The sequence below is a fragment of the Paenibacillus peoriae KCTC 3763 genome, assembly GCF_000236805.1.
GTDB lineage: Bacteria > Bacillota > Bacilli > Paenibacillales > Paenibacillaceae > Paenibacillus > Paenibacillus peoriae.
Genome location: NZ_AGFX01000024.1, coordinates 1 through 257, shown reverse-complemented (window position 1 = coordinate 257; position 257 = coordinate 1). Strand labels below are relative to the sequence as shown.

Here is a 257-nt window from a genome sequence, read left to right as displayed (position 1 = left end):
AAAGCAAGACATGATGCAGGTTTGATCTTTGAAAACTGAACAACGAGTGAGTACGGATTTTGCTTGCAAAATCCATCGCTGAGATTTTAATGCATGCCTTCAGGCTGTACGAAATCAAAGCAAACAATGAGATATTTTATCTCGTCAGTTTCAAAATGAGCTAATCGCTCTTTCTATAACCAACCTCGGTTGGTCTTTATTGGAGAGTTTGATCCTGGCTCAGGACGAACGCTGGCGGCGTGCCTAATACATGCAAG

The 257-nt window shown here is 42.0% G+C and carries 1 rRNA gene; it reads left to right on the top strand.

Annotated features, from left to right (window positions below):
• Nucleotides 1–196 precede the first annotated feature (196 nt).
• Nucleotides 197–257: ribosomal RNA gene (locus KQI_RS0115150) — 16S ribosomal RNA — on the top strand; the annotation flags it as partial.